This window comes from Curtobacterium sp. MCPF17_003 (genome assembly GCF_003224385.1).
Classification (GTDB): Bacteria; Actinomycetota; Actinomycetes; order Actinomycetales; family Microbacteriaceae; genus Curtobacterium; species Curtobacterium flaccumfaciens.
Genome location: NZ_QKLC01000006.1, coordinates 14,015 through 38,543, shown reverse-complemented (window position 1 = coordinate 38,543; position 24,529 = coordinate 14,015). Strand labels below are relative to the sequence as shown.

Here is a 24,529-nt window from a genome sequence, read left to right as displayed (position 1 = left end):
CGGGTCAACCAACGCGTGCGATCCATTCGAGGTAGAAGAGTCCGACCCCCGCCGCGACGAAGAGCCCGGCGATGATCCAGAAGCGGACGACGACGGTCACCTCGGCCCACCCCTTCAGTTCGAAGTGGTGGTGCAGCGGACTCATCAGGAAGATGCGCTTGCCGTGGGTGATCTTGAAGTACGCACGCTGCAGGATGACGGAGCCGGTGACGATGAAGAACAGGCCACCGATGAGGATGAGCAGCAGCTCGGTGCGGCTGAGGATCGCGAGGCCGGCCAGGGCACCGCCGAGGCCGAGCGAACCGGTGTCACCGAGGAAGATCTGCGCGGGCGAGGTGTTGTACCAGAGGAACCCGATGAGTCCACCGCAGACCGCGGCCGCGACCACGGCGAGGTCGAGCGGGTTCGACACGGTGTAGCAGGCGTGTGCGGTGCTCGAGTCGAGCCGGGCGCCGCCGCAGATCTGGTTCGACTGCCAGAACCCGATGATGACGTACGAGCCGATCGCCAGGATGCTCGACCCCGTGGCCAGGCCGTCGAGCCCGTCGGCCACGTTCACACCGTTCGACGTGGACACCGTCAGCAGGACGATCCAGGCGAGGAACAGCACGGTGCCGATGACCGTGCCGAGCGCCATGAAGTCGAGCCACGGCACGTCGCGGATCGCCGAGATCATCGTCGATGCCGGCGGCTTGCCGTTCGACGTCGGCACGACCAGGGCGATCGTGGCGAAGATGACGCCGACGATGACCTGACCGAGGACCTTGGCCCAGCCGCCGAGCCCGAGGCTCCGCTGACGCCGCACCTTGAGGAAGTCGTCGATGAAGCCGACGAACCCGAGTCCGACCATCAGGAACAGCACGAGCAGCCCGGACAGCGTGATCGAGTCACGCCCGACCAGGTGGCCGACGAAGTACCCGATCACCGCACCGATGATCAGGACGATGCCGCCCATGGTGGCGGTCCCGCGCTTGGTGTGGTGGGACTGCGGACCGTCGTCGCGGATGAACTGCCCCCACCCGAGACGGTGGAACAGCTTGATGAAGAACGGGGTGAGCAGCAACGTGAACACCAGCGACGTGGCGCCGGCGACGAGGAGCGCGATCATTCGGTGACACCTCCGAGGCGGTCGCCGAGGAATCGCAGTTCGGCAGACTTCGAGGACTTGACGAGGACGACGTCGCCGGGGCGGAGCATCTCCTGCATGGCACGGACGGCGTCGTCGACGTCCTCGATGTACACGGACTCGCCGTCCCACGATCCCTCGAGGGTGGCGGCCTGGTGGATGGGCATCGCGCCGCGGCCGACGACCACGAGCTGTCCGATGCCGAGGCGGACGACGAGCCGACCGATGCGGTCGTGCTCCTCGACGGAGAACTCACCGAGCTCGGCCATCTCACCGAGCACCGCGACGGTCCGCTCCCCCGGGCGCACGATCTGCGCCAGGGTCCGCAGCGCCGCCGCGGTGGAGTCGGGCGACGCGTTGTACGCGTCGTTGATGACGGTGACGCCCTCGGGGCCGCCCTGGAGCAGCTCCATGCGCCAGCGCTCGGCGCGCGTCATCGACGCGAGCGCCGCGGCGCCGTCGGCGAGCGGGACGCCCCACAAGTGGGCCACCGTGAGCGCGGCGGACGCGTTCATGGCGTGGTGCTCACCCAGGATCGCGAGGCGGACGTCGACGTGATCCGGGCCTCCAGACAGGGTCGCGTCCGTCGGACGCTCGCCTTCGGTGCGGACGGGAGGCGCGGTGAGGGTGAAGCGGGTGCCGCTGCGGTCCGTCTCGATGCCGGTGATGCGGTAGTCGGCGTCCGCCGACGTGCCGAAGCCGACCACGTGGGCGGCCGTCAGGTCGCGCATCGACGCGACCCGGTCGTCGTCGACGTTGAGGAGGGCGGTCGCGGAGGCGGGGAGGTCGGTGACCATCTCGGACTTCGCGCGCTGCGTCGCCTCGATGCCGCCGAACTCGCCGGCGTGCGCGAGGCCCACCTTGAGGACGACGCCGACGTCGGGCTCGGCGATCGAGACGAGCTTGGCGATGTGGCCGACGCCGCTCGCGCCCATCTCGACCACCAGGTACCGGGTGTCGTACGTCACGCGGAGCATCGAGATCGGTGCGCCGACGTGGTTGTTGAACGAGCCCTCGGGCGCGACGGTCGCGCCGTGCTGCTCGAGGATCGTGCGGAGCATGTTCTTCGTGCTCGTCTTGCCGTTCGAGCCGGTGATGCCGACGACCCGCAGGGGTGCCGGGCGCCCGTCGGCGTCGACGCGGTCCGCGGTGCTCATCCGGACGCGCGTGACCACCTCGTGCGCGAGCGCGGCGAGGGCCTCGTACCCGTCGGTGACGACGATCTGCGGCGCGGTGGTGTCCACACGCTCGGGCGTGATGACCAGGGCAGCCCCGGCGTCGACGGCCGCGGGCACGAAGCGTCGGCCGTCGGTGACCTCGCCGGGCAGGGCGAAGAAGACGCTGCCGGGGCGGACCAGGCGCGAGTCGGTCTCGACCGAGCCGTCGACGACCAGGTCGCCGGGCTCGGAGACGTCGGTGGCCTGGGCGCCGCCGATCAGCTCGCCGCCGATCGCGGCGGCGATCTCGGCGAGGGTCATGGCGATCATCGGACGTCCTCCGCCGGACCGGAGTTCGGCTCCCAGCCGGCCTCGCGCAGGGCCGCACGGGCCTCGTCGCGGGCGGAGTACGGGGTGCGGACGCCCTGGATGTCGCGGTAGTCCTGGTGCCCCGGACCGGCCCAGAGGATCGAGTCCCCCTCGCCGACCAGGCCCACGGCCGTGCGGATCGCGGCCTCGGGCGGGCTGACCTCGTGGATCTCGTGGTCGGGGTGGGCGGCACGTGCGGCGTCGACCAGGGTCTTCCGGATCGACGCGGCGTCCTCGAAGCGCGGGTGGTGGTCGGTGACGACGAGGATGTCGCTGCCCGCCGCGGCCACACGGGCCATGTCGCCGCGCTTCGTGGTGTCCCGGTCGCCGTCGGCGCCGAACAGCATGAGGACCTTGCCGGAGGTGAACTGCCGGACCGCCGCGAGGGTGTTCTCGAAGGCGTCGGCGCTGTGGCCGAAGTCGACGTAGACGCTCGGGCCCTGCTCGCCGGAGACCCGCTCGGTGCGGCCGGGCAGGTAGCACTCGATGGCGGAGACGCGGTGCGTCTCGCCGTCGCGCTCGCTCGCGTCGTCCTCGTCGGGGTAGCGGCGGTGGTTGCTCTCCAGCGCGTGCGCGATGGCACCGAGCTCGAACCCGCCCTCGACGAGCATGACGATCGCGAGTGCCGCGTTCGCCGCCATGTGCCAGCCGATCAGCGGCACACGGGTGGTCAGCTCGCGGCCCTCGGGGCCGGTCAGGCGGAACTCGGTGTACGCGGCGTGCGCCTCGACGATGTCGACGTGCCACTCGGCCTCGACGTCGGGGTGCACCGTGATCGTGGTGACCGGGATGCGGGAGTCCTGCACCACGCGGTGGCCCCAGTCGGTGTCCAGCGAGACGACGCCACGACGGGCGTGCTCGGGCTGGAACAGCGGGAGCTTCGCCTGGTAGTACTCCTCCATGTCGGCGTAGTCGTCGAGGTGGTCGTGCGACAGGTTCGTGAAGGCTGCGACGTCGAAGACGATGCCGTCGACGCGGTGCCGGCTGAGGGCCTGGGCGCTGACCTCGACGGCGACCGCGCGGACCTCGCTCTCGCGCATGCGAGCGAGGAGCGCGTGCATCTCGCTGGCCTCGGGCGTGGTCAGGCGGCTCGTCACGCTGAGCGAACCGATGTGGCGCTCCGCGGTCGAGCTCAGGCCGGTGACCAGACCGAGCTGCTTGAGGATGCCCTCGAGGATGTACGACGTGCTCGTCTTGCCGTTCGTGCCGGTGACGGCGAACAGCTGCGGCAGGTCGGTGGCCTCGTCGGGGTGGGTGCGGTAGACCCACGCCGCGACGTCGCCGAGGGCGGCGCGGGGGTCGTCGACCACGAGCACCGGCAGCCCGGACGGCTCGACCAGTGCGACGCCGTCCTGGTCGGTCAGGACGGCGACGGCGCCGCGCTCGGCGGCCTCCGTCGCGAACTGTGCGCCGTGCCGGTTCGCACCGTGCACGCCGACGAACAGGTCACCCGGCTGCACCTCGGTGGCGCTCAGGGTGACCCCGGTGGTCTCGATGCTGTCGACCGAGCCGACGACTCGCAGACCGAACGCGTTGGCGAGTTCGGAGACGGCCCTCGGGGTCGGGTGTTCGGGTCGGAGGACCGGGGGGATCCGTGCGGACAAGTGTTCCTTCTTCCTCACCACGTGGACGGGTAGAGCTTCGCCTCGGACGCGGAGGGGGCTACTCGGTACTTCTCGAGCACCTGGGACATGAGTGTGCGGAACGCCGGAGCCGCTCCGCTGGACCACTTGTTGGTCTGCGGCTTCGTGAACGTCACCGTGACAACATACTGGGGGTCTTCGGCGGGTGCCATTCCGGCCACCGACGTGATGCGCTGACCGCCGTATCCCTGCGACCCCTCGGCCACCTCGGCGGTCCCCGTCTTCGCGGCGATGTTGTAGCCGGAGATCGGCTTCATGCCCACCAGCGTGCCACCCGTGACGACGCTCTGCAGCATGCCGGTGACCTGCGTGGCGGCGGCTGCGGAGACGACCCGCTGCTTCTGCACGTCGGGCGCGTCGATCGTCTTGCCGTCCGCCGTGGTGCAGCCCTTGACGAAGTGCAGCGGGATCCGGACACCGTCGTTCGCGATCGTCTGGAAGACGCTCGCGACCTGCACCGCTGTCGTCGAGATGCCCTGACCGAACATCGAGTTGATGTTCGTCTGCTGGTCCCAGTTCGGGCTGGTGCCGTAGTCCATCGAGGGCTGGCCCGGGTAGTCGATGGCCGTCTCCGGCTCGAACAGCCCGAACTTCTTCATGTAGTCGAAGCGCTGCTGGGATGTCAGCCGCGCGCCGAGCTCGGTGATGCCGACGTTCGACGAGTTCTGCAGGATGCCGGTGAGCGTGAGGTTCTCGGTGGCGTGGAACTCGGAGTCGTGGATCGTGCCGCCCCAGGGGAACGTGCGCGAGTACGGCACGACGGCCTGGTCGGTGGGGCTCGACTTGCCCTGGTCGAGCAGCGCGGCGGCGATGGCGGCCTTGATCGTGGAGCCCGGCTCGTACGACGCCGTCAGGGCACGGGAACCGAAGGCGCCCTTGTCGGTCGTGGCGTCGACGTCGTTCGGGTCGACCGTCGGGTAGTCGGCGACCGCCAGCAGCTCACCCGTCTTGACGCTCGTGACCGTCGCCGTCGCGGACTCCGCCTGCAGGGTCTTGGAGGCGGACGCGATGGTCTGCTGCGCCATGTACTGCAGGTCGCTGTCGATGGTCGTCTCGAGCGTGCCGCCGTCCTTGGCCTTCTTCGTCGTCACGGTGCTGCCCGGGAGCTGCACGCCGTCCTCGCCGCGCTCGTAGGTCTCCGAGCCGTTGGTGCCCGCCAGGCACTGGTTGTAGGAGTACTCCAGGCCGGCCTGGGCGCCGTCGGTGCCCATGAAGCCGGTCAGGTTGCCCGTCGTCGCACCCGTCGGGTACACCCGCGCCGCCTGTGGCTCCGGGTACAGCCAGGGGATGCCGAGTGCACGCACGGCCTCGTAGTGCTGCACGTCGAGGCCCTTGACCAGGTACGCGAAGTCGGACTTCGGGTTCGCGGCGATGTTCTTCCGCATGGTCGCGACGTCACCGCCGGACGCCTTCGCCAGCGCACTCAGGGCGGTGCCGACACTGACGTCCTTGATGCGGGTGCCGCCGAGCTTGCCCTTGAAGCCCTTCACCAGGCGCGGGGAGGTCGTGATGTTGTAGCGCGTGACGCTGTCGGCGAGTTCGGTGCCGTTGCGGTCCACGATCGACCCGCGGGTGCCGTAGATGGTCACGGGGATGCTGCGCTTCTGGGCCGACGCCTTGTTCAGCTCCGACGCCTGGACGACCTGGATGTCGACGAGCCGCACCACGAACACCCCGACGAGGGCGATCACGGCGAGCATCACGATGCTGTAGCGCAGGCGTCGGTTGCGGATCGTCTTCGTCACGCGGTGCGGTCCTTCCCGGGCGGTGCTGAGGGTGCGGCGGACCCGCCGGTCACCGGGTGGAGGGCGCCTGGAGCGGGTTCGCGTCGGACTCTACGGACGACTTCGCCGTCCCCTGGTCCGACGCGCTGGCGCCGCTCGTCTTCTCAGACGTGGCCGTGCCGTCGGTGGATCCCGTGGTGCCCGCGGCGTCCGACGTGTCCTTCGTGCTCGACGTGTCCTTCGCGCTCGACGTGCCCGTCGTGCCCGTCTCCTTGCTCGTCGACGTGTCGCCCGGCTTCGTGGCCAGCGGCACGTCGTTCAGCAGTGAGTTCGGCACCTGGTTCTCGGTGGACGCCGTGGCCTCGTCGGGCTTCGCCGGGGTCGGCGTGCCGTACACCCGACCGGTCTTCGGGTCGAGGTACACCGGCGTCGAGTTGGCGATCATGCCGAGCGACTGGGCGTTGCGTGCCAGGTTCTGCGGCGAGTCGAGGACCCGGAGCTGCTCGGACAGGGACTGCTGCGTGCGGGACAGGTTCGTCTGCTCGGCGGACAGCGAGTTGAGCGTGTAGGCGCCCTGGCTGAGCACCATGCTGATGCCGAGCTGGGCCAGCAGCAGGATCCCGAGCGCGGCGACGGCCACGACGGCGTACCCGATGCGGGGGCGTGCCCGACGCTGGGCCGCGGTCGGGGTGACCTCGACCAGCTCGGGGCGGCGCTGACGGTCGGGGCGCGGGGCCCGCGACGGGACGACCGCGGGGTCGACGAGTGCGAGGTTCGTGCTCATGTCAGTTCCGGATCCGCTCGGCCGCGCGCAGGCGCACGGGGGTTGCTCGGGGGTTGGCGGCGCGTTCGGCCTCGTCGGCCAGCTCGGCGCCCTTGACGATCAGGGAGAAGGTGGGGGCGTGCTCGGGCAGCTCCACCGGCAGGCCGGCGGGAGCGCTCGACTTCGTGCGCTCCACCAGTGCCCGCTTGACGATGCGGTCCTCGAGGGACTGGTACGACTCGACGACGATCCGACCGCCGACCGCGATGGCGTCGAGCGCCGCCGGGATGGCTCGCTCGAGCACGCTCAGTTCGGCGTTGACCTCGATGCGGAGTGCCTGGAAGACGCGCTTGGCAGGGTGCCCCTGGCGCTGGATGGCGACCGGGGTCGCGTCGTGCAGCACCTGGACCAGGTCGCCGGACATCTCGAACGGCTTCGTTTCCCGCCGCTCGACGATCGCTCGGGCGTAGCGGCCGGCGAGCTTCTCCTCGCCGTAGCGCTGGAAGATGCGGCGGAGTTCGCCCTCGTCGTAGGTGGCCAGGACGTCGGCGGCGGTCTGCCCCTCGGTCCGGTCCATCCGCATGTCGAGCGGGGCGTCCTGGCTGTACGCGAACCCGCGCTCGGCCCGGTCGAGCTGCAGCGAGCTCACGCCGAGGTCGAAGAGCACGCCGTCGACCTTCGTGAAGCCCTCGCCCTCGATCGCGTCGACGATGCCGTCGTACACGGTGTGCACGAGCCGGACTCGGTCGCCGAAGCGGGCCAGGCGCTCCCCCGCGATGCCGAGTGCGTCGGTGTCGCGGTCGAGCCCGATGAGCGTGAGCTCCGGGAAGCGCTCGAGCAGGCCCTCGGAGTGGCCGCCCATGCCGAGCGTGGCGTCGACGACGACCTTGCCCGGGCCCTCGAGCGTCGGCGTGAACAGGTCGACGATGCGCTGGAGCATCACCGGCGTGTGCGGGAAGCGTGGCGTCTCGTTGTCGTTGTCGGCCATGTGCAGCCCCTCGTCTCCTGGGCCGTGGGTCCGGATCCCCATCCATGCGACCTGACACCGGGGAAGTGGCGTCAGGGCTTCACGGCTGGGAGTCCCGATCCGCGGATCAGAAGATCCCCGGGATCACCTCCTCGTCGTTGTCGGCGAATGCCTCTTCGGCTTCGGCGTAGTAGGCCTCCCACGCGGGGGTGGACCAGATCTCGGCACGGTCACCGCTGCCGATGACCGTGAGGTCCCGCTCGAGCCCCGCGTACTCGCGGAGGTTCTGCGGGATCGTCACGCGGTTCTGCTTGTCGGGCTGTTCGGCGCTGGCCCCCGAGAGGAACAGACGCATGTAGTCCCTGGTGCGCTTCGACGTCATCGGGGCGGTCCGGATGCGCTCGTGGAGTTCCTCGAACGTCCGGGCGCTGAAGACCACGACGCAGCGTTCCTGGCCGCGGGTCATCACGAGCCCGCCGGACAGTTCGTCCCGGAACTTGGCGGGGAGGATCACGCGACCCTTCTCGTCGAGCTTCGGGGCATGAGTACCGAGCAGCACGTCGGGCCTCCCCTCCGCTCCACCGGACCGTTGCGAGCCCCACTTTACTCCACTCCCCTCCCCGCGCCCAGGATTCCACTCCCTTTTCGGCCCGCGACACCCCTACTGGGGGCATGCAGACTGGAATGCACTGCGCAGCGATGACCTCGCAGGCCCGGAATCATGCGGTTCGACAGCGCCGAGGGCTGCGTGGAGGAAAGTGGAGGACTTTCGCAGCCGGTGGAGCACGTCAGGGCGCGCCGCGGGCTCACGGTCGGCTCCACCACGCCCGGCCGCCGGTCAGCGCACGGTCAAGACGTGCCGCCGCCGCGACGCCGAGTGGTCACGAACCGTCGCTCGCGCGGGCCCCAGCCGACAGTTCCTGCACCCTCGGCATCAACCGCACGGCATGTCGTGACCACTCGCGCGGGCACGACCGGCGACGGCCACCCCGGCCTGGAGGCCCGCCCCACCGCCGCCGCGGCCCTCACGCGGGCGCATGGCCGGCTCCACCACGCCCGGCCGCCGTCAGCGCACGGTGACGACGTGCCGCCGCCGCGACGCCGAGTGGTCACGAACCGTCGCTCGCGCGGGCCCCAGCCGACAGCTCCTGCACCCTCGGCGACCCGCACGCGGCATGTCGTGACCACTCGCGCGGGCACGACCACGCCCGGACGCCGCAACAAGAGCCCCCGCCCCCGGAAACACGAAACGGGGCCGACCCGAAGGTCGACCCCGTGGAGGAGTGTGGAGGGAGTCCTGATGACTCCCGTCAGCTAGTGACTCTGGTCGTTGCGCTTGTCCCAGCGCTCGTTCATCCGGTCCATGAAGGACCCGCCGCCACCGGTGGACGGACGCGCCGACCCACCGGATGCGGGCTTGCCCGGCCGAGCGGGCTTCGCCTTCGGGGCACGCATACCCGGGCGCAGCGCGAACAGGACACCGGCGAGCATCACGACGAAGCCGAGGATGCCCAACAGCGGCGCCTTGATGACGAGGCCGACGATGACGATGGCGACCCCGGCGAGTGCGCCGAGGACCCCGAGTGTGATGGCTGTGTACGTCGGACGACCCTGTCGACGTGTGACACGAGCCACGAAATCGGAATCGTTCTGGTAGAGGCTGCGCTCCATCTCTTCGAGAAGGCGCTGCTCCTGTTCCGAGAGCGGCATCTTGGTTCCCTCTGTTCCTGGGATCGACGCGGGGTTGAAAAACGCGGGTTGAGTGGACCGATTCTATGCCTCGACCACTCCACTAGGGTAGGGATCGTGGCTGAGAGTACGCGATTAGTGGACCTCGTATCGGCGCGTATCGACCGGGCACTCGACGAGCAGCGTGAACGACTCCTCGCGATCAGCCCCGACCTCGCGCCGTTCGACCGGTACGCCCGAGACCTGCTGTCCGGCGGCAAGCGCTTCCGGGCACTGTTCTGCTACTGGGGATGGCAGTCGGTGGCGGGCCGTTCGGGCTCGTTCGACCCGCTGGCCGAGGGGTCCCGGCAGACCACCGCCGAGGCGATCGTCACGGTCGCCGCCGCGCTCGAGGTCTTCCACGCCGCCGCCCTGGTGCACGACGACATCATGGACCGCTCGGACACCCGCCGTGGGCGTCCGGCCGCGCACCGCCGCTTCGAGTCCCTGCACGAGGAGTCCGGCTTCGTCGGCGACCGCGGGCAGTACGGCACGAACTCCGCGCTGCTCCTCGGCGACCTGCTGCTCTCGCTGAGCGACTCGGTCTTCGACGAGGGCCTCGCGCTCCTCGACCCGGTGCGGGCCCGCATCGTCCGTCAGGAGTTCCACGCGATGCGCCTCGACGTCACGGCGGGGCAGTACCTCGACGTGCACGAGGAGACCGCCTGGCCGGTCATCGACGAGTCCGAGCACCTGCTCCGTGCCCAGCGCGTCATCGTCTTCAAGTCGGCGAAGTACTCGATCGAGGCCCCGCTGGTCATCGGTGCCCTCGTCGCCGGCGCGAGCGACTCCCAGCTCGAGGGCCTCCGCGCCTTCGGACTCCCCCTCGGCGTGGCGTACCAGCTGCGCGACGACATGCTCGGGGTCTTCGGCGATCCCGAGGTCACCGGCAAGCCGGCCGGCGACGACCTGCGCGAGGGCAAGCGGACCGTCCTCATCGCCTCGGCGCGCAAGACGCTGGCGAGCGGCCCGCGGCAGCTCCTGGACGAGCTCCTCGGAGACCCCGACCTCGACGAGGAGCAGGTGCAGATGCTCCGCGCGACCCTCACCGAGTCGGGCGCCGTGGCCGCCGTGGAGCGGTCGATCGAGCGGCACGTCCAGCGCGCCAAGGCGGCGCTCGACGCCTCGCCGCTGACACCGTCGGCCCGCGAGCAGCTCGCGTCGCTGGCCGACACGGTCAGCCGCCGGTCGTCCTAGACGCGTTCCACACGGGGCGCGACAGGAGGCCCGTGGCGACACCGCCACGGGCCTCCTGTCCGTCCGGAACGCGTCTAGAGCAGCGACTGGGCGACGCGACGCACCTCGGCCTTGCGACCGGCGCGCAGCGCCGCGATCGGCGTGGTGCCCATCGCGTCGTCGACGGTGAGCATCCAGCGCACCGCCTCGTCGTCGGTGAAGCCGTTGTCGCCGAGCACGATCAGCGTGCCACGCAGTTCGGGCATCGGCTCCCCGTCCTCGAGGAACTCGACCGGCACGCGCAGCACACCGCCGACGCGGGCTGCCAGCAGGGTCTTCTGCTCGAAGAGTCGGTGGATCCGTCCGGGGCTCGTGCTGAACATGTCCACCAGCTCGGGGACGGTCAGCCAGCGTTCGGAGAGGGACAGGTCGTCGGCGGGTGCGGCACTCACACGCCCATGGTGCCAGAGTGACCGCCGGAGTGAATGCGCCTCGTTCGTCACATTCGTCACATCCACCCCATCCGACTCTCTGGTTGACTTGGGAATCAGGCCGTGCCAGCGTTGTGGCACCTGTGAGTGCGCGCATGCGTGCGCACGGCTCAGTCGAGATCAGGAGAAACCCGTGGACCACGCTGCAGACGAAGTCGCCCGGCGCGCACGATCCGCCCGGTTCGCCACCATGCCCATCGTCCTCGCGGGCACGATCGCCGTGACCGCCGGGCTCACCGGCCCGATCGCCCACGCCGAGCCGCGGCACGACGACGCCGACGCGAACCACAAGCGCCACGTCGACCAGGACCGCGCCGTGACCGACCGTCCGGTGTTCGGCACCGCCGTCGCGCGGCCGACGCAGACCGTCGTGCGGACGGTCGCCGCCACCACGACGGCCACCACCACGGCTGTGCCCACGAACTACACCGTCCACCATGGCGACACGGTCTCGGGCATCGCCGCCCGCTTCGGCCTGTCGGCGCAGGAGATCCTCGTGCGCAACGGCCTCGGCTGGAACACGATCATCCACCCCGGGCAGACGCTCCACCTGGCATCGACGCCCGCCGTCACCACCGCCGCGGTGCGGACCTCCGGGTCGACCGGCGGCTCCGGCTCGGACACCTCGAGCTACCACGTGAAGCAGGGCGACACCGTCTCCGGCATCGCGTCCCGCGTCGGCGTGTCGACCACGGCGCTCCTCAGCGCGAACAAGCTGTCGCAGCGGAGCGTCATCTACCCGGGGCAGACGCTGCGGGTGCCGCACGGCTCGTCCTCGACGCCGTCGGTCTCCATCGCCTCGGCCCCGTCGACGAAGACGAGCGTGAAGATCAGCGCCGGCGACACCGTGGCCTCGATCGCCGCCGCCCACCACGTCTCCGTCAAGTCGCTCCTGTCGGCGAACGGCCTGTCGTACACGAGCACGATCTACGCCGGCAAGACGCTCGTCATCCCGTCGTCGAACGCCACCGCCGCGCCTGCGGTCCCCGCGCGTGCGGCGGTCAGCGGTGCCGTCGGCCTGAGCGCCGAGCAGCGCCAGAACGCGGCGACCATCGTCTCCGTCGGTCGATCCCTGGGCGTCCCCGACCGCGGCATCGTCGTGGCCCTCGCCGCCGCGATGCAGGAGTCGAGCCTCCGGAACCTGCCGCACGGCGACCGCGACTCGGTCGGCCTGTTCCAGCAGCGTCCGAGCCAGGGTTGGGGCAGCGCGGCGAAGCTGCAGGACCCGGCGCACGCCACCGCGCTGTTCTTCGGCGGGCGGAACAACCCGAACGCCGGCAAGACCCGCGGGTTGCTCGACGTGCCCGGCTGGTCCTCGATGAGCATCACCGACGCGGCCCAGGCCGTGCAGCTCTCCGCCTACCCGAAGGCCTACGCCAACTGGGCGAGCGCCGCCCAGGGCTGGCTGGCGACCCTCTGAGCCTCATCCGGAAGATCGAGATTGGGTCACGGGCGGTGCGCCGGTGCGCCCGAGTGCGGTTCCGATTCGTAGAATGCCGCCGATGACCACCAACGCCGCCACGGATCCGATGATCGGTCGCATGATCGATCAGCGGTACCGCGTCCGCTCCCGCATCGCGCGCGGGGGCATGGCGACCGTCTACCTCGCGACCGACGTGCGCCTCGAGCGACGCGTCGCGATCAAGATCATGCACGGGCACCTGGCCGACGACCAGGCCTTCCGTGAGCGCTTCATCCAGGAGGCCCGGTCGGCGGCCCGGCTGTCGCACCCGAACCTGGTGGGCGTCTACGACCAGGGTGCCGAGGGCGAGATCGCCTACATCGTCATGGAGTACATCCCCGGCATCACGCTGCGGGACCTGCTGCAGGAGCACCACGCCCTGACGCCCGAGCAGGCGACCGACATCCTGCGCGCCGTGCTCGCCGGACTCGCCTCGGCCCACCGCGCCGGCATCGTGCACCGCGACCTGAAGCCCGAGAACGTCCTGCTCGCCGACGACGGCCGCATCAAGCTCGGCGACTTCGGCCTGGCCCGTGCCACGACCGCGAACACGGCGACCGGCGCGGCCCTGCTCGGCACGATCGCCTACCTGTCCCCCGAGCTCGTGACCCGCGGCGCCGCCGACTCGCGCAGCGACATCTACGCACTCGGCATCATGCTCTACGAGATGCTCACCGGCGAGCAGCCCTACAAGGGCGAGCAGCCGATGCAGATCGCCTACCAGCACGCCAACGACTCCGTGCCGGCACCGAGTGCCGCCGTGTCGGGGGTGCCGCCGGAGCTCGACGAGCTGGTCGCCTGGTCGACCGCACGGGATCCCGAGGACCGTCCCCGCGACGCCCGCGAGATGCTCGACCACATGTCGGGCAACCAGCAGCGTGCGACCGGCCAGTACCGCACCGCCGTGCTGCGCCCCGAGAACGGGACCGCGATCCTGCCCTCCGGTGGCGCGGGCACGCTCGGCGCCGCAGCGGCCGCAGCATCCGTCGGGGCCGCCGGAGGAGCCGCCGACGAGACCGCCATCATCGACCGGTCCGGCGACCGGGACACCGGCGACCGCGGTCGAGCACCCGCCCGTGCGCGCGGCAATGCCCCGGGCCCCCGTCGGACCGGGGCACAGCCGGGCGTGCTCTCCCCCGCCGGACAGCGGCTCGCCGACCAGTCGGCGAAGCGCCGGAAGCGCGGCTGGATCCTGCTGTCCGTGGTCGTCGTGCTCGCGCTGATCGGAGCCGGCTTCGGCTGGTACTTCGGCCCGGGGCCGGGTGGCAACGTGCGGATCCCGGAAGTCACGGGCAAGTCGGTCTCGCAGGCCCGGCAGCTGCTCGAAGCACAGGGCCTGCAGGCGGCGTCGAAGACCGGGACACGGTTCGACGCCGTCGTCGCGAAGGGGCAGGTCTCCACGACGAAGCCGGCCGCGGAGCGCGAGGTGCAGAAGGGCACGGCGGTGCAGATCGTCGTGTCGAACGGCCCCCGGATGATCCCGCTGCCGGCGATCGTCGGCCAGCCGCTCTCCACCGTGACGGCCGCGCTCGACGACGACTTCGAGCTGCAGGACGACCGGTACGAGTTCTCCGCCGACGCCCCGAAGGACACCGTGGTCGCGGCGACCGGTCGGGTGTCCGGCGGCAAGCCGCTCGACCTCACGACGGTGAAGGCCTACGGCGAGACCGGGCCGGTCACGCTGACCGTCTCGCTCGGCCCCGTGCCCGACGTGGTCGGCAAGACGGTCGACGAGGCCTCCGCCGCACTCGACGACGTCGGACTGATCCTCGGCGCCCGGACCGAGGAGTACAGCGAGAGCGTGCCCGCGGGCCAGATCGTCTCCGCCGCCGTGCAGGACTCCCCCGCCGTGCGCGGGTCGGCGGTGGACGTCGTCGTGTCGAAGGGTCCGACGCCGATCACCGTGCCGGAGGACGGCGTCGTCGGGGCGACGATCAACGAGGCGACGAAGACCCTCGAGGACCTCGGGCTGAAGGTCTCCGTGCCCGACTGCACGAACATCCTCTGCGGCTTCTACGACTGGAAGTCGAAGCTGCCGGTCACCGGCACCGACCCGGGCGTCGGTGCCACGGTCCACCGCGGCGACACGGTCACCCTGTCCTACGACCAGTAGCTCCGCCGGGCAGTTCCCGCGGCCCGGAACGTGTGGACACGACGGACAGGAGGCCCGGTGCCAGCTGGCACCGGGCCTCCTGTCCGGGGGTTCCTGCGTTACGAGCGGTCGGGCTGGTGCGCGCCGAGTTCCTCGGCCACCAGGAAGGCGAGCTCGAGGGACTGCATGTGGTTGAGGCGCGGGTCGCACAGCGACTCGTAGCGGGTGGCGAGCGTGGCCTCGTCGATGTGCTCCGAGCCGCCGAGGCACTCGGTGACGTCGTCACCGGTGAGCTCGACGTGCATGCCACCCGGGTACGTGCCGACCTGGCGGTGCGCCTCGAAGAAGCCGAGGACCTCGTCCACGACGTCGTCGAACCGGCGGGTCTTGTAGCCCGTCGGCGTGGTCAGGCCGTTGCCGTGCATCGGGTCGGTGACCCACAGCGGGTTGGCGTCCATGCCCTTGATCGCCTCGAGCAGCTTGGGCAGCTCGTCGCGGATCTTGCCCGCGCCCATCCGCGTGATGAAGGTCAGGCGACCCGGCTCACGGTTCGGGTCGAGCTTGTCGACGAGCGCCTTCATGTCGTCGACGCTCGTCGTCGGGCCGAGCTTCACGCCGATCGGGTTGCGCACCCGCGACAGGAAGTCCACGTGGGCGCCGTCGATGTCGCGCGTGCGCTCACCGATCCAGATGAAGTGACCGGACGTGTCGTACGCCAGGCCGGAGCGCGAGTCGATGCGGGTCATCGGGCGCTCGTAGTCCATGAGCAGCCCCTCGTGCGAGGCGTAGAACTCGACGTGCTTGAGCGCCTCGAAGTCGGCGCCGCAGGCGTCCATGAAGCGGATCGCGCGGTCGATCTCCTTGGCGAGGTGCTCGTAGCGGGCGTTCGCGGGGTTCGAGGCGAAGCCCTTGTTCCACGAGTGCACCTGCCGCAGGTCGGCGAAGCCCCCCTGCGTGAAGGCCCGGACGAGGTTCAGCGTCGAAGCAGCGGTGTGGTACCCCTGCACCAGGCGGCGCGGGTCGGCCGTCCGGCTCTCCGGCGTGAAGTCGTAGCCGTTCACGATGTCGCCGCGGTAGGCGGGCAGCGTGACGTCGCCCCGGGTCTCGAAGTCGCTCGAGCGGGGCTTGGCGAACTGCCCGGCCATGCGCCCCATCTTGATGACGGGCATCGAGGCGCCGTAGGTCAGCACGACGGCCATCTGCAGGATCGTCTTGACCCGGTCGCGGATGGAGTCGGCGGTGGCACCGGCGAAGGTCTCGGCGCAGTCACCGCCCTGCAGCAGGAAGGCCTTGCCCTGGGCGGCCGCGGCGAGCCGCTCGCGCAGCTTGTCCACCTCGCCCGCGAACACGAGCGGCGGGAGCGTGGCGATCTCGGCCGACGCGGCCTCAGCAGCGGCGGCGTCCGGCCAGGTCGGCTGCTGCTTGATCGGGAGCGTCCGCCAATAGTCGAGCCCCTCGATGACGTCCGGATCCTGCAGGGCGACGAAGTCGGTCGACTCGAACAAGGGCGTTACCTCGGTGTTCTGTGCGGGCGGCCCGACGACGCCACCGGCACCAGGCCGCGCGTCGTCGATGGGCGTCCTGGCGGGGTGCCGGGACCATCAGAGCCTAACGTGCAGGCGTCGACTTCCGTTCCCGCATGACGGCCTCGCGCGCGGAGCTCGCCCGCTCCTTCACGCTGGTGGCGTAGACGTCCACGTACTCCTGTCGGCTCAGGCCGGCGAGCTCGTGCATGACCTCGTCCGTGACGCTGCGCAGGATGAAGCGGTCGGTCTCGAACCCCTGGAACCGCGAGAAGTCGAGCGGCTTGCCGAACACGACCCCGACGCGCTTGATCTTCGGGAAGCGCTGCCCGATCTGCTGCACCTCGCGCGTGCCGACCATGGCGACGGGGACGACGAGCACGCGCCCCTCGAGGATCATCCGGGCGATGCCGGTGCGGCCGCGGTAGAGCTTGCCGTCGGGGCTGCGGGTGCCCTCGGGGTAGATGCCGAGCTGCTCACCGCGCGCCAGGACCTGCAGGCCGGTGCGCAGCGATGCCTCGGACGCCTTGCCGCCGGAGCGGTCGATCGGCAGCTGGCCGATGGCGTTGAAGAACGTCTTCGTCGCCCAGCCCTTCAGCCCGCGGCCGGTGAAGTAGTCGCTCTTCGCCAGGAACGACAGTCGACGGTCGAGCACCGCCGGCAGGATCACCGAGTCGATGAACGAGATGTGATTCGACGCGAAGATGACCGGGCCCTTGGCGGGCACGTGCTCGCGGCCGACGACCCACGGCCGGAACAGGGTGAGGATGAGCGGGCCGAGCACGAAGTTCTTCAGCAGCCAGTAGGTCATCGACGACTCCAGGTGGTGAGAAGGTGGTGGCCCGGGTGGGTGGCCCGACCCTACGCCGTGCGGGCGTGGATGCGGGCGAGGTCGGCGGCACCGACGACGCCGGCGTCGTTGACGAGTTCGGCGATCACGAAGTCCGGCTCGGGGTGGTACCCGCGGGCCGGCAGGTTGTTGAGGTACGCCTGCTTGATCGGGTCGAGCAGCCGGTCTCCCGCACTGGCGACGCCGCCGCCGAACACGAAGAGCTGCGGGTCGAGCACCGCGGACAGCGACGCGCACGCCTCGCCGAGGTGCCGACCGAGCCGACGGAGGGCCGCGAGGGCACCCGGGTCGTCGGCCAGGATCAGGTCGCCGACGATCTTGCCGTCGAGCTGGCCGCCGTTGTCGGCGCGGGCGTCGGCCAGGGCCGAGCCGATGCCACCGGCGTCGGCGACGTCGTTCGCCATGCGCTGCAGGGCACGACCCGAGCCGTACTGCTCGATGCAGCCGCGGGCACCGCAGCCACAGGGCAGCCCGTTCGGGACGATGCGCAGGTGGCCGATCTCGCCGCCCGTTCCGAAGCCCCCGCGGAACAGGCGGTCCTCGGTCACGATGGCACCGCCGACGCCCGTGCCGATGGTGAGCATCGTCATGTCGGACACGAGCCGACCGGCGCCGAACCGGAACTCGGCCCAGCCGGCGGCGTTCGCGTCGTTGTCCACCGTGATGTGCAGGTCGCCGAGGCGCTGCTGCAGCTTCTGCCGGAGCGGTTCGTTCCGCCACCGGATGTTCGGCGTGTAGTAGACGATCGACTGCGAGGCGTCGATGAACCCGGGGGCGGCGACCCCCACGGCGCCGACCTGGTGGAGCGAGCTGAGTCGCTCGACCATCGAGACGACGTCGTCGAGCATGGCGTTCGGGTCCGCAGCGTTGGTGGCCACGCGGTCCTCGGCGACGATCTCGCCGAGTTCCGTCACGACCGCACCCGCGATCTTGGTGCCCCCGATGTCGATTCCGATGGCGTGCACGAGCAACGAGCCTACCGGTTCGCCGCGAAGTCACGGAACGCCCGGTGACGCGTCCTATGCTGGCGCTGTCGCCTCGGTGTTGAGGCGCACTCGAGTCGAACCGGCAGACAAGGGAGTCACCGTGAACGATCAGCGTCCTGCACGCAGCAGCGCCTCCACCGACACGTCCACCGCTGGCAGCGCCGCCACCGGGACCACGCCGTCGGCCGGCAGGCACGCCACACCGCCCGGCGCCGGCCCGGCCGCTCCGGCCCAGGGCCGCCCGGTCTCCGCGGGCCACGGCGGTCCCGTCGCCCCGGACCACGGCTCGGCGGCGCGGCTCCTCGGCGACCGCGTCCGGCTGACGCCCGACCGTCCGATCCTGGCCCAGCGCCACGGCGACACCTGGACGACCTTCACCGCGGCCCAGACGCTCGCCCGGGTGCGCGGCATCGCGAAGGGCTTCGTCGCCGCCGGGCTCGAACCGGGCGCGCACGTCGCGATCCTGTCGCGCACGCGGCTCGAGTGGACCCTGGTCGACTTCGCCGTGTGGACAGCCGGCCTGGTTTCCGTGCCCGTGTACGAGACGAGCTCCCCCGACCAGGTGCGCTGGATCCTGTCCGACTCCGAGTCGGTCGCGATCGTCGTCGAACAAGAGGAGCACGCGCGCCGCGTCGCCTCCATCGCACCCGACCTGCCCTCCCTGGGCCAGCACTGGACGATCGACGGCGGCGGCCTCGACGACCTGACCCGGCTCGGCGAGGACGTCACCGACGACGAACTCGATGCCCGGACCGCGAACGTGCACGGCCACGACGACGCCACGATCATCTACACCTCGGGCAGCACCGGTCGGCCGAAGGGCTGCGTCCTGCGCCACGACAACTTCACCGCCACGGTCGAGGGCGCGAGCGAGGCGATGCCCGAGGTCGTCGCCGACGGCGCCTCGACCCTGCTGTTCATCCCGCTCGCCCACGTCTTCGCCCGGTTCATCGCCGCGATGTCGGTGTCCGCCGGCGTCCTCGTCGGTCACGAGCCGGACACCAAGGACCTGATGCGCGCGGTGTCGACCTTCAAGCCGACGTTCCTGCTCGCGGTCCCCCGGGTGTTCGAGAAGATCTACAACTCCGCCGAGCAGAAAGCCGACCTCGGTGGCAAGGGCAGGATCTTCCGCGCGGCGGCCGACACCGCGGTCGCCCACTCCGAGGCCCTCGCGGCCGGCAGGGTGCCGTTCCTGCTCGGGCTGAAGTTCAAGCTGTTCGACCGGCTCGTGTACGCCAAGCTCCGGGACGCCCTGGGCGGGCGGGTCGGGTACGCCGTCAGTGGTTCGGCGCCCCTCTCCCCGCGGCTCTCGCACTTCTTCCGCTCGATCGGGGTGCTCATCCTCGAGGGCTACGGCCTGACCGAGACCACGGCACCCGCCACGGTCAACCGCGCCCGCGAACTCCGCATCGGGACCGTCGGCCGCGCGCTGCCCGGCATCGAGGTCCGGATCGCCGACGACGGCGAGATCCTGATCCGCGGCGTCGACGTCTTCGACCGGTACTGGCGGAACGACGAGGCGACCGAGCACGCCTTCGACGACGGCTGGTTCCGCACCGGTGACCTCGGACGGCTCGACGCCGACGGGGTCCTCACGGTCACTGGACGCGCCAAGGAGCTCATCGTCACCGCGAGCGGCAAGAACGTCGCCCCGGCGCCGCTCGAGGACGGCATCCGCGAGCACCCGCTCATCGGCCAGGTCGTGGTCGTCGGTGAGGGCAAGCCGTTCGTCGCCGCGCTCGTGACGCTCGACCGCGAGATGCTGCCCGGCTGGTGCGAGTCCCGCGGGATCACCCCGGCACTGAGCGGGCACGAGGCCGCGTACGACGAGCGCGTGCTCTCCGCCGTCCAGGAGGCCATCGACGCCGCCAACGGCCGGGTCTCCCGCGCCGAGTCGGTCCGGTCGTTCACGATCCTCGACACCGACCTGACCGAGGCCTCCGGGCACCTCACGCCGAAGCTGACGATCAAGCGGTCGGTCATCCTGAAGGACTTCGCCGCGGACATCGACCACATCTACTCCGGGTCGAAGGTGCAGACGACGGCGACCCCGGTGATCGAGGGTCGGCGGCGCAACCGCTCGTAGCCGCCTGGTCGTTCCGGGCGTACCGGGTTGATTCGGGCGTACCGGGTCGGTTCTTCCGACCAGGTACGCGCGATTCCGGCAGGTGCGCGCGGGTGTGGACGCAACAGCCTGGAGGCCCGGATCACGTCCGTCGGACGCGATCCGGGCCTCCAGGCCGTTCAGCGGGCGCCGGGGGCGCCTGCGGGGCTCAGGCCTCCTGCGACTGCTCCGTCGCGGGGGCGTCGAGGACGGCGGTCGAACCGGTCGCGACGGTGGTCTCGGCAGGTCGACGGTTGGTGCGGGTGCGGTGCGAGCTGAGCTCGTCGTTCTGACTGGTCATGCGGGAGTCCTGGGGGGGATGGGATGGTCGTCGGTGGGAGGCCGACAGCAGCACGGTACCTCCTCGTCAGGACAAAGCGACAATCCCCCGTGGGGGTGTCACACCACTGTTCACAGCCCGCGAACCCGGGCCTGTGCAAGCGCTCAGTGGAACCAGGCCTGCGCACGGATGTCGCGCAGGGCCTGACGGCGGACCTCGGGGTCGAGCGTCATCACGTAGACGGTTCCGTCGAGGTGGTCGCACTCGTGCTGGAGCGCCTCGGCCATCAGGCCGGTGCCCTCCAGGACGACCTCGTCGCCGTCGACGTCGACGCCGCGGACCTTCGCGTACGGGTACCGACGGGTCGGGTAGCCGAGCCCCGGGACGGAGAGGCACCCTTCCTCCATGAGCTCGGGCTGCCCGGAGACCTCGACGATCTCGGGGTTGAGGACGTAGCCGACCTCGCCGTCCACGTTGTACGAGAACGCACGGAGCCCGACGCCGATCTGGGGCGCGGCCACTCCGGCACGACCGGGTTCCTTGACGGTGTCGATGAGGTCCTGCACGAGGTCACGGACCCCGGCGCTCCCGAGCAGTTCGGGGCGGATCGGGTCGGCCGGCGAACGGAGGACGGGGTCGCCGAACAGGCGGATGGGACGAACGGTCAATTTACTGCAGCACCACCAGGAGGTCGCCGGCGTCCACCTGCTGGGTCACCGGGATCGCGAGTCGGCCGACGGTGCCCGCCACGGGCGCCGTGATGGCCGCTTCCATCTTCATCGCCTCGATGCTCGCCACCGGCGTACCGGCCTCGACGACGTCACCGACGGCGACCTTGAGCGTCACCACGCCGGAGAACGGCGCGGCCACGTGCTTGGGGTCGGACGCGTCGGCCTTCTCGGCCGCCTTCGTCTCGACCTCGACCGAACGGTCGCGGACGGCGACCGGGCGGAGTTGCCCGTTCATCGTCGCCATGACCGTGCGGATGCCCTTGGCGTCCACCTCGCCGATCGCCTCGAGCCCGACGAACAGGTCGACGCCCTTGCCGAGCGGGACGCTGTGCTCCTGCCCGGGTCGCAGCCCGTACAGGTAGTCGACGGTCGGCACGACGGACAGGTCGCCGTACTGCTCCCGCACGCGCTGGAACTGCTGCGTCGGCTGCGGGAAGAGCAGGCGGTTGAGGGCCTGCTGGCGCTCGGGTCCGGGGGTCTCGAGGTGCGCGCGTTCGTCCGCGGGCACCGGGGTGATCTCGAGTCGGACGTCGCGACCGGCCAGGACCTTCGAGCGGAACGGCTCGGGCCAGCCGCCGGGCAGGTCGCCCAGCTCGCCGGCCATGAACCCGACCACGGAGTCCGGAATGTCGTACTTGTCGGGGTTCTGCTCGAAGTCGACCGGGTCGGCACCGACCGCGGCGAGCTGCAGCGCGAGGTCGCCGACGACCTTCGACGACGGCGTGACCTTGGTCGGCCGACCGAGGATCCGGTTCGCCTCGGCGTACCAGTCCTCGACCTGCTCGAACCGGTCGCCGAGCCCGAGGGCGATCGCCTGCTGCCGGAGGTTCGACAGCTGACCACCGGGGATCTCGTGCTTGTAGACACGCCCGGTCGGCCCGGCGAGCCCGGACTCGAACGGGGCGTACACGCGACGGACCGATTCCCAGTACGGCTCGAGGTCCCCGACGGCGTCGAGGGACAGGCCGGTGTCGCGCTCGGTGTGGGCCAGGGCTGCGACCAGGGCGGACATGCTCGGCTGGCTGGTCGTGCCGGCCATGGGTGCGGCGGCCACGTCGACGGCGTCGGCCCCGGCGCGCGAGGCGGCGAGCAGGGTCGCGAGCTGACCGCCGGCGGTGTCGTGGGTGTGCACGTGCACCGGCTGGTCGAAGCGCTCGCGCAGGGCGGTGACGAGCTTCTCGGCCGCACCGGCACGGAGCAGCCCCGCCATGTCCTTGATGCCGATGACGTGCGCGCCGGCCTCGACCATCTGCTCCGCCAGGCGGAGGTAGTAGTCGAGCGTGTAGAGGTCCTCGGCGGGGTCGAGGAGGTCGGCGGTGTAGCAGAGCGCCGCCTCGGCGACGGCCGTGCCGGTCGCGAGCACGGCCTCCAGGGCGGGACGCAGCTGGCTGACGTCGTTCAGCGCGTCGAACACGCGGAAGACGTCGACGCCCGACCGAGCCGCCTCGTCGACGAAGGCGTCGGTGACCTCGGTCGGGTACGGCGTGTACCCGACGGTGTTACGGCCGCGCAGCAGCATCTGGATCGGGATGTTCGGCATGGCTTCGCGCAGCGAGGACAGGCGCTCCCAAGGATCTTCACCGAGGAACCGGAGTGCGACGTCGTAGGTGGCACCACCCCAGGCCTCGACGCTGAGCAGCTGCGGAGTGAGCCGTGCGACGTGCGGTGCGACGGCGACGAGGTCCTTCGTGCGGACCCGGGTGGCGAGGAGCGACTGGTGGGCGTCCCGCATCGTCGTCTCGGTCACGGCGAGGGCCGTCTGGGCGCGCAGGGCCTTCGACCACTCGGCCGGCCCCATCGCCAGCAGGCGGTCGCGCTGCCCCTCGGGCACCGGCGCAGTCAGGTCGGTGGCCGGGAGCTTGTCGGCCGGGTCGGTGACCAGCGGCGACCGCTCACCGTTCGGCTTGTTCACCGTGACGTCGGCGAGCCAGGTGAGCACCTTCGTGCCGCGGTCCTTCGAGACGTGGCCGCCGAAGAGCTGCGGGCGTTCCTCGATGAACTTCGTCGAGACGTCGCCGCGGGCGAAGTCCGGGTCCTCGAGCACGGCCTGCAGGAACGGGATGTTCGTGCTGACGCCGCGGATGCGGAACTCGGCGAGGGCACGCTTGGCCCGGGACACCGCCGCCGGGAAGTCGCGGCCGCGGCACGTCATCTTCGCGAGCATCGAGTCGAAGTGCGGGCTGATCTGCGCGCCGGTGGCGACCGTGCCGCCGTCGAGCCGGACGCCCGCGCCGCCGGGGCTGCGGTAGGTGCTGATCCGGCCGGTGTCCGGACGGAAGCCCTGCGTCGGGTCCTCGGTCGTGATGCGGGTCTGCAGCGCGGCGCCGTGCACGGCGACGGTGTCCTGCGACAGGCCGAGGCCGGCGAGGGTCTCCCCCGCGGCGATGCGCATCTGCGACTGCACCAGGTCGACGTCGGTGACCTCTTCGGTGACCGTGTGCTCGACCTGGATGCGCGGGTTCATCTCGATGAAGACGTGCTGCCCCTCACGCTCACCCTCGGTGTCGAGCAGGAACTCCACGGTGCCGGCGTTGACGTACCCGATCGACCGGGCGAAGGCCACGGCGTCGCGGTGCAGTGCCTGCGCGACCGCGGGGTCGAGGTTCGGCGCCGGCGCGATCTCGACGACCTTCTGGTTGCGCCGCTGGACCGAGCAGTCCCGCTCGAACAGGTGGATCGTGCCCGCGTCGGTGCCGGTCGCGTCGGCGAGGATCTGCACCTCGATGTGGCGCGGACGGATGACGGCCTGCTCGAGGAACATCGTCGGGTCGCCGAACGCACTGTCGGCCTCGCGCATGGCCGCTTCGAGGGCGTCGCGCAGCTCGGGCTTCGTCTCCACACGGCGCATGCCACGGCCACCACCACCGGCGACGGCCTTGGCGAAGACCGGGAACCCGATCGCATCGGCGCCGGCGATCAGTTCGTCGATGTCGCGGCTCGCCGGGGTGCTCGCGAGGACCGGGACGCCGGCCGCGATCGCGTGCTCCTTCGCGGTGACCTTGTTGCCGGCCATCTCGAGCACGTGCTCGCCCGGACCGATGAAGGTGATGCCGTTCGCGGCTGCTGCCGCGGCGAGCTCCGGGTTCTCGGACAGGAACCCGTACCCCGGGTAGATCGCGTCGGCCCCCGACTCGCGGGCGACGCGGATGATCTCGGAGACGTCCAGGTACGCCCGGACCGGATGGCCCCGCTCCCCGATCAGGTAGGCCTCGTCGGCCTTGAGACGATGCAGGGAGTTCCGGTCTTCGTACGGGTAGACGGCGACCGTACGGGCCCCCAACTCGTACGCGGCACGGAACGCGCGGATGGCGATCTCGCCACGGTTCGCAACGAGGATCTTCGTGAACACGACGTCCC

At 70.8% G+C, this 24,529-nt stretch carries 19 protein-coding genes; 4 read left to right on the top strand and 15 right to left on the bottom strand.

Annotated features, from left to right (window positions below):
* Positions 1-4 precede the first annotated feature (4 nt).
* The 8 genes from mraY to DEJ30_RS07755 form a co-directional block, all read right to left on the bottom strand.
* Entirely contained in the window at positions 5-1,108 is a 1,104-nt protein-coding gene (mraY, locus tag DEJ30_RS07790) for a phospho-N-acetylmuramoyl-pentapeptide-transferase (protein ID WP_110860147.1), read from the bottom strand.
* Positions 1,105-2,613: a UDP-N-acetylmuramoyl-tripeptide--D-alanyl-D-alanine ligase gene (gene murF, locus DEJ30_RS07785; RefSeq protein ID WP_110860145.1), complete on the bottom strand. Its 1,509-nt coding sequence runs from the start codon at positions 2,611-2,613 to the stop codon at positions 1,105-1,107. Before murF ends, mraY begins: the two co-directional genes overlap by 4 nt.
* Positions 2,610-4,256: a Mur ligase family protein gene (locus tag DEJ30_RS07780; protein WP_110860143.1), complete on the bottom strand. Its 1,647-nt coding sequence runs from the start codon at positions 4,254-4,256 to the stop codon at positions 2,610-2,612. Before DEJ30_RS07780 ends, murF begins: the two co-directional genes overlap by 4 nt.
* Positions 4,257-4,270: 14 nt before the next feature.
* The gene (locus DEJ30_RS07775) at positions 4,271-6,040 is read right to left on the bottom strand and encodes a penicillin-binding protein 2 (protein ID WP_110860141.1); all 1,770 of its coding nucleotides are present in this window, start codon (positions 6,038-6,040) and stop codon (positions 4,271-4,273) included.
* 49 nt (positions 6,041-6,089) lie between these two features.
* Positions 6,090-6,803 (bottom strand): hypothetical protein, encoded by a 714-nt coding sequence (locus DEJ30_RS07770; protein ID WP_110860139.1) that lies wholly within the window; start codon positions 6,801-6,803, stop codon positions 6,090-6,092.
* Position 6,804: 1 nt separating this feature from the next.
* The gene (gene rsmH / locus DEJ30_RS07765) at positions 6,805-7,770 is read right to left on the bottom strand and encodes a 16S rRNA (cytosine(1402)-N(4))-methyltransferase RsmH (RefSeq protein ID WP_110860137.1); all 966 of its coding nucleotides are present in this window, start codon (positions 7,768-7,770) and stop codon (positions 6,805-6,807) included.
* 106 nt (positions 7,771-7,876) lie between these two features.
* Positions 7,877-8,308 (bottom strand): division/cell wall cluster transcriptional repressor MraZ, encoded by a 432-nt coding sequence (mraZ, locus tag DEJ30_RS07760; RefSeq protein WP_017886616.1) that lies wholly within the window; start codon positions 8,306-8,308, stop codon positions 7,877-7,879.
* A gap of 755 nt (positions 8,309-9,063) precedes the next feature.
* Positions 9,064-9,459, bottom strand: a complete 396-nt coding sequence (locus DEJ30_RS07755; RefSeq protein WP_110860135.1) for a DUF3040 domain-containing protein — start codon at positions 9,457-9,459, stop codon at positions 9,064-9,066.
* A gap of 96 nt (positions 9,460-9,555) precedes the next feature.
* Between DEJ30_RS07755 and DEJ30_RS07750 the strand changes: the two genes are divergently transcribed.
* Complete coding sequence (locus DEJ30_RS07750; RefSeq protein ID WP_110860133.1) at positions 9,556-10,674, top strand: polyprenyl synthetase family protein; 1,119 nt, start codon at positions 9,556-9,558, stop codon at positions 10,672-10,674.
* Between the two features lie 74 nt (positions 10,675-10,748).
* Here DEJ30_RS07750 and DEJ30_RS07745 read toward each other — a convergent pair whose 3' ends face one another.
* Positions 10,749-11,105, bottom strand: coding sequence for an Rv2175c family DNA-binding protein (locus DEJ30_RS07745; protein ID WP_173033316.1), 357 nt, complete (start codon positions 11,103-11,105; stop codon positions 10,749-10,751).
* Positions 11,106-11,277: 172 nt separating this feature from the next.
* Here DEJ30_RS07745 and DEJ30_RS07740 point away from each other — a divergent pair, with 172 nt between their 5' ends.
* Positions 11,278-12,564, top strand: coding sequence for a LysM peptidoglycan-binding domain-containing protein (locus DEJ30_RS07740; RefSeq protein ID WP_258369868.1), 1,287 nt, complete (start codon positions 11,278-11,280; stop codon positions 12,562-12,564).
* Between the two features lie 82 nt (positions 12,565-12,646).
* Positions 12,647-14,719, top strand: coding sequence for a Stk1 family PASTA domain-containing Ser/Thr kinase (gene pknB / locus DEJ30_RS07735; RefSeq protein WP_110860469.1), 2,073 nt, complete (start codon positions 12,647-12,649; stop codon positions 14,717-14,719).
* A 98-nt stretch (positions 14,720-14,817) separates the two neighbouring features.
* Here pknB and DEJ30_RS07730 read toward each other — a convergent pair whose 3' ends face one another.
* The 3 genes from DEJ30_RS07730 to DEJ30_RS07720 form a co-directional block, all read right to left on the bottom strand.
* Positions 14,818-16,203, bottom strand: coding sequence for a class II 3-deoxy-7-phosphoheptulonate synthase (locus DEJ30_RS07730; RefSeq protein ID WP_110860131.1), 1,386 nt, complete (start codon positions 16,201-16,203; stop codon positions 14,818-14,820).
* A 103-nt stretch (positions 16,204-16,306) separates the two neighbouring features.
* On the bottom strand, positions 16,307-17,032 hold the full coding sequence (locus DEJ30_RS07725; protein WP_027465236.1) for a 1-acyl-sn-glycerol-3-phosphate acyltransferase: 726 nt from the start codon (positions 17,030-17,032) through the stop codon (positions 16,307-16,309).
* Between the two features lie 50 nt (positions 17,033-17,082).
* Positions 17,083-18,036, bottom strand: coding sequence for an ROK family glucokinase (locus DEJ30_RS07720; RefSeq protein WP_017886608.1), 954 nt, complete (start codon positions 18,034-18,036; stop codon positions 17,083-17,085).
* 121 nt (positions 18,037-18,157) lie between these two features.
* Between DEJ30_RS07720 and DEJ30_RS07715 the strand changes: the two genes are divergently transcribed.
* The gene (locus DEJ30_RS07715; RefSeq protein WP_110860129.1) at positions 18,158-20,143 is read left to right on the top strand and encodes a long-chain fatty acid--CoA ligase; all 1,986 of its coding nucleotides are present in this window, start codon (positions 18,158-18,160) and stop codon (positions 20,141-20,143) included.
* Between the two features lie 187 nt (positions 20,144-20,330).
* Here the strand turns inward: DEJ30_RS07715 and DEJ30_RS18500 are convergent, their stop codons facing one another.
* From DEJ30_RS18500 to DEJ30_RS07705, 3 genes are all read right to left on the bottom strand, one after another.
* The gene (locus DEJ30_RS18500) at positions 20,331-20,462 is read right to left on the bottom strand and encodes a hypothetical protein (protein ID WP_258369867.1); all 132 of its coding nucleotides are present in this window, start codon (positions 20,460-20,462) and stop codon (positions 20,331-20,333) included.
* Between the two features lie 143 nt (positions 20,463-20,605).
* Positions 20,606-21,109: a peptide deformylase gene (locus DEJ30_RS07710; RefSeq protein ID WP_110860127.1), complete on the bottom strand. Its 504-nt coding sequence runs from the start codon at positions 21,107-21,109 to the stop codon at positions 20,606-20,608.
* Position 21,110: 1 nt separating this feature from the next.
* A complete protein-coding gene (locus tag DEJ30_RS07705) occupies positions 21,111-24,521 on the bottom strand; it encodes a pyruvate carboxylase (RefSeq protein ID WP_110860125.1) in 3,411 nt (1,136 codons plus the stop codon).
* Positions 24,522-24,529: the final 8 nt, after the last annotated feature.